The sequence below is a fragment of the Methyloceanibacter sp. genome (genome assembly GCF_050728395.1).
In the GTDB taxonomy this organism is placed as follows: Bacteria; Pseudomonadota; Alphaproteobacteria; order Rhizobiales; family Methyloligellaceae; genus Methyloceanibacter.
In genome coordinates, this window is the sequence record NZ_JBOHJB010000150.1 from 1 (window position 1) to 4,540 (window position 4,540).

At 63.4% G+C, this 4,540-nt stretch carries 5 protein-coding genes; 2 read left to right on the plus strand and 3 right to left on the minus strand.

The window, feature by feature from the left end:
* The first annotated feature begins 698 nt into the window (after positions 1–698).
* Both ACREC7_RS15795 and ACREC7_RS15800 read left to right on the plus strand, forming a co-directional pair.
* Positions 699–1,271, plus strand: a complete 573-nt coding sequence (locus ACREC7_RS15795) for an ATP-dependent Clp protease proteolytic subunit (protein ID WP_431556647.1) — start codon at positions 699–701, stop codon at positions 1,269–1,271.
* A gap of 79 nt (positions 1,272–1,350) precedes the next feature.
* A complete protein-coding gene (locus ACREC7_RS15800) occupies positions 1,351–2,097 on the plus strand; it encodes a hypothetical protein (protein WP_431556648.1) in 747 nt (248 codons plus the stop codon).
* Positions 2,098–2,477: 380 nt separating this feature from the next.
* Here the strand turns inward: ACREC7_RS15800 and ACREC7_RS15805 are convergent, their stop codons facing one another.
* The 3 genes from ACREC7_RS15805 to rho form a co-directional block, all read right to left on the minus strand.
* Positions 2,478–3,182, minus strand: coding sequence for an RNA polymerase sigma factor (locus tag ACREC7_RS15805; protein WP_431556649.1), 705 nt, complete (start codon positions 3,180–3,182; stop codon positions 2,478–2,480).
* 19 nt (positions 3,183–3,201) lie between these two features.
* Positions 3,202–3,726 carry a DUF4142 domain-containing protein gene (locus ACREC7_RS15810; RefSeq protein ID WP_431556650.1) on the minus strand — a complete coding sequence of 175 codons (525 nt, stop codon included), beginning with the start codon at positions 3,724–3,726 and terminating at the stop codon, positions 3,202–3,204.
* Between the two features lie 106 nt (positions 3,727–3,832).
* Positions 3,833–4,540, minus strand: a 708-nt coding sequence (gene rho, locus ACREC7_RS15815) for a transcription termination factor Rho (RefSeq protein ID WP_431556651.1), incomplete at its 5' end; no start/stop codon positions are given.

Consider the following 4,540-nt stretch of genomic DNA (forward strand, 5'->3'; position numbering starts at 1 on the left):
TCAAGCGGTCAGCCGTGCGGCGCAACAAGAGAAGTCCCGGAGGGGGCCGGGGCTTCTCCTGCTCATGCGACTTCCATGGGACCGGCCACCGGTGAAGGGCCTTGGGTAGGTTGGCCGGTCCTGTCTTGAGACAACCCGCGCCGCGGCGATGGGTTCCCTGTCTTCCACGAACAATACCTCCCCCTCGTGGGGAGGTCCGACGACGCCCTTGGCGGCGTCGGGGTGGGGGGTCTTCCCAGCTCGAGGCGGCAAGGCCACCGACGACTGCCTCAGCCCACCCGGCTCATCCGGCCGATGGCCGGCTGAGCCACCCTCCCCGTCAAGGGGAGGGATAAAACACCCATGCCGGCTGCAGTCCAAAAAAGAGAAGCCCCGCTACGGGGGGGGAAGCGGGGCTTCTGGTTCCTAGCGGGAACGGTGATGGGAGGGTCGCCATCACGGGCGATTGCATAGCACCGCAGAGGTTTCAAACTGTCCCTCGAAGCCCGGAAAATTTGACACGACTTGCAAAAAGAAACCCCGGCCAAGGTGGACCGGCCGGGGCTTCCGTACCAAAGGGGTGACCGCAGGGAACGATCACCACGACCGGAATAGCATAACGGGCCCGCTTCGATCACTCGCCAAATAGTAGTACATTAACCTTTTGCCTACTTATAGGTGTAGATGGGTCGTCGGACTATTCTCTGAGAGCTTTCGAGATGGCCAATGGAAAGACCGAATACCGCCTCGCCTTCGGCGCCGATATCTATTCCGAGGCGGTGAGCAATCTTCGCGGCAGGATCGCCGACATCATCGAGCGGGACGATTTCGGCTCGCTCATGATTCTGTTTTCAAGCGCGGGCGGCAACACGGACAATTCGCTGGCGCTGTACAATTTCCTCGCCCAGCTTCCGGTCCCGGTGCTCATGCACGGCATGGGGCATATCGGCAGTGCCGCGGTGCCGGTGTTCCTCGCCGGCAGCAAGCGAACCTGCAGCCCATTCGCCCGCTTCTTCTTCCATGAATATATCTGGGGCTTCGACGGCGGCGACCGCACCCTCTATCAAATCAACGAGGCGACCGATCGGCTCAAGAGCGACATCGCGTTTGCACGAAAGATCATGCAGGCGCGCGCCAAGCTCCCCGACAAGTATCTGCAAGCTTTGGACGGCCAGGCAGACCCGGAGATCATCGAGCCGGCGGAGGCCAAGAAATACGGCCTCGTGGAGGACATTCTCGAGCTCGCCAAGACCGGCGCCGACGGCATGAAAGTCGCTGTCTGGACCGCCTGAGCCGCCGGCCGTTAGTGGCTTCCGCGAGCGTCCGGTTCCGGATAGCTTAGGCGGCGCTTCAGCACTCGGAGCGGCGGGGATGCTCAGACTGCGCGCCTGGCTCTTTTTCAGTCTCCTGCTCCTGATCGGCATCCTGCTCGTCGGCACCGCGCCCTCGTTCCAGGCCTGCCTCAAACAGGAGCAACCGCAAGCCGCCGCCACAGCCGCGCCGCAGAGCCACGGCACCACCGTGCTCACGGCGCGGAGCACGCGCGAATGCCTCACGCGCTTCTACACCGAGAACCGCGACGACATCGTCGCCGGCTTCGCCCTCATCCTTCTGCTCTCCACCATCTTCCTGTGGTTCGCCGCGCGCGATCTCGTGGCCGGCACGCACGACTTCGCCAAGATGCAGCTTCGCGCCTATCTCGGCCCGAGCGAGACCTTCATCACCGGCGTCGCCGCCGGCGAGAAGCCGGTGGTCGAATGCACCATCCGCAATTTCGGGCAGACGCCTGCCCACCGCGTGAGCTATTGGGCCGACTGCAGAGTGCTCGATTCGATGGCCGACAGCTTCGAGCGGGGCCCGCCGGAAGGCGGCGAGCGCACCGTCAATCCCGGCCGCGACGGTTTCACCATCAAGTCGCGCCTGCCCGAGCCGCTCACCGAGGAAGATATGAGCAAGATCAAGCTCGGGACGTCGGCCATCTATTTCTTCGGCGCCATCACCTATCGCGATGCGTTCGCGCGCAGCCGCAAGACCCAGTTCCGCTTCCAGCATGGCGGCGTGCGCCTGTTCGGCACCGAGGACATGACGCTCTCGCCGAAAGGCAACAGATCGAGCTGAGCGATCGTCATGCCCGGACTTGATCCGGGCATCCATTCCGTTGCGGGTCAGCGCGTTGAAGCGCCAGCAGAATGGATTGCCGGGTCAAGCCCGGCAATGACAAGGGTGTGCGCGAATGCCCCCCAGCTGGAAAAGAAAGAAGCCCCGTCGGGGGGAGGCGGGGCTTCTTCCTATATCAGTCCACGTGGAGAGAGACGTGATGGCTCGGGGGGAAGCCACCACAGCGAGAACGCTTATCACTTCCGCATTGCGGCAGAGCGGTCATTTTGTCCCATGATCAAACACGCCGCACCCGAGGGTTAAACGCATCACGCGCGCGTGATGCTCTGCGACATTACCGGCACATTACCGTTTCATTGCCGTTGTCTTGTCATGCCCGGTCAAGCCGGGCGTTGACGAGGAGCAGCGAGGAATTTGCCGAGCACATGTTCGGTCAACGTGTCGCAGTCGCGGCCGGCAAAGGGAAACGTGCCGCGCAGCGCGTCGCGAAGCTCCGGATCGAGCTCACGCTGCAGCCGCCGCCGGGAGCGCAGCAAACGCGTCTTCACGGTCTCCTTCGGAATCTGCAAGACGTCCGCGGTCTCCTCGACACTCAAGCCTTCGATCTCGCGCAGCACGAAGACCGGGCGGAATATCTCGGGCAGATTGGCAATGGCGCGCTCGAGCAGCTTGGCGATCTGCCCGCGCATGACTTCGGCTTCGGGTGATTGCGTCGCTTCCGATGCTGCCATGACTCTCTCCCGATGATCGGCGATATCGGTCACCGACCGCTCGCGCAAAAGCCGCTCCCGCCGCTCGGCCGTCCGCTTCCTTTCCAAGGCCTGATTGACGACGATCCGGGTCAGCCAGGTCGAGAGCGACGACGCACCGGCAAAGCCGTCCATGGCGGCGAACGCCTTGAGATAGGCGTCCTGCACTGCCTCCTCCGCCTCGGCACGATTGCGCAAGATACTCCAGGCCGCGCGATAGAGGCGCTGATTGTTGCGACCCGTGACGACGCGCACGGCGTGGGGATCGCGCCGGGCCACGAGCCGCGCGAGCTCGATATCGCTCCTCTGCTCATAGTCCGGCGCAATGCCTGCCATGGCGGTTGGTCCCCACGCGTCACTGAAGCTGCTTGGCGAGTTGCTCGGCGTGCGCCAGGTGAGCCTCGAACAATTTCAGGCCGTTCTGCAATAGAGCTTTCAGCTCGGCGTTTTGCGCGCTCGGAATGAGCGTCTTGCTGACGGCATCGTCGACTGCCTTGTGGTAGGCCACTTCGTTGTCGGCATAGGCCTTGTCGAAGGCGGCGCCGCTCAGGCCCGCCAGCTTCTTGCCCTCGGCGTTCGCGGCCTCACTCAGGCTTTTGCTCGTGGCGTTGTCCTCGGGCGTGACGTTGAGCTTCTTGACCAGCGCGAGAGCCTGGTCGTTCACGGCGGTGTGGTCGCCGATCATCTGCTGGGCAAAGGCGCGCACGGCTTCGTTCTGGCTCTTCTCGAGTGCCTGCTTGCCCGCCTCGATGTCGATTTGCCCGGCGGTATAGGCGATATGCGCGATCTGCGGGTCGGTTGGCCCGGCGGTCTCGGCGGCGGCGCCAGCAATGCCCAATGCTGCCGCCAGCGCTGCGGCGAGGGTGATGGTCCTATACATGAAAGCTCCTTTCGCGTGCTGAATCGTGGACGAAATGCCCCGTACAGGCCATTGGATGGCGCCAACGCTGAGGAGGTTCCCGGCCTTTCGGCGAAGGTTCGGGGCTTTACGTGTTCATCGAGTCGAAGAACTCGGCATTGCTCTTGGTCTGCTTCAGCTTGTCGAGCAGGAACTCGATGGCGTCCTGGGTGCCCATCGGGTTCAGGATGCGGCGGAGCACGTACATCTTCTTGAGCTGATCGCCGACAACCAAGAGCTCCTCCTTGCGGGTGCCTGAGCGGGCGATGTCGATGGCCGGGAAGATGCGCTTGTCGGCGACCTTGCGGTCGAGCACGATTTCCGAATTGCCGGTGCCCTTGAACTCTTCGAAGATCACCTCGTCCATGCGGCTGCCGGTGTCGATCAGCGCCGTGGCGATGATGGTGAGCGAGCCGCCTTCTTCGATGTTGCGGGCAGCGCCGAAGAAGCGCTTCGGGCGCTGCAGCGCGTTGGCGTCGACGCCGCCGGTCAGCACCTTGCCTGACGAGGGCACCACGGTATTGTAGGCGCGGCCGAGACGCGTGATCGAATCGAGCAGGATCACCACGTCGCGCTTGGCCTCGACCAGGCGCTTGGCCTTCTCGATGACCATCTCGGCTACCTGCACGTGACGCGAGGCCGGCTCGTCGAAGGTCGACGAGATCACCTCGCCCTTCACCGAGCGCTGCATGTCGGTCACTTCCTCGGGCCGCTCGTCGATCAAGAGCACGATCAGATAGCACTCCGGGTGGTTGGCGGTGACCGAGTGGGCGATGTTCTGGAGGATCACGGTCTT

What these genes read in the sequence shown, in the direction of transcription:
- ACREC7_RS15795 (WP_431556647.1), top strand. Translation starts at nt 699, where the DNA reads ATGGCCAATGGAAAGACCGAATACCGCCTCGCCTTCGGCGCCGATATC.
- ACREC7_RS15800 (WP_431556648.1), top strand. Translation starts at nt 1,351, where the DNA reads ATGCTCAGACTGCGCGCCTGGCTCTTTTTCAGTCTCCTGCTCCTGATC.
- ACREC7_RS15805 (WP_431556649.1), bottom strand. Translation starts at nt 3,182, where the DNA reads ATGGCAGGCATTGCGCCGGACTATGAGCAGAGGAGCGATATCGAGCTC.
- ACREC7_RS15810 (WP_431556650.1), bottom strand. Translation starts at nt 3,726, where the DNA reads ATGTATAGGACCATCACCCTCGCCGCAGCGCTGGCGGCAGCATTGGGC.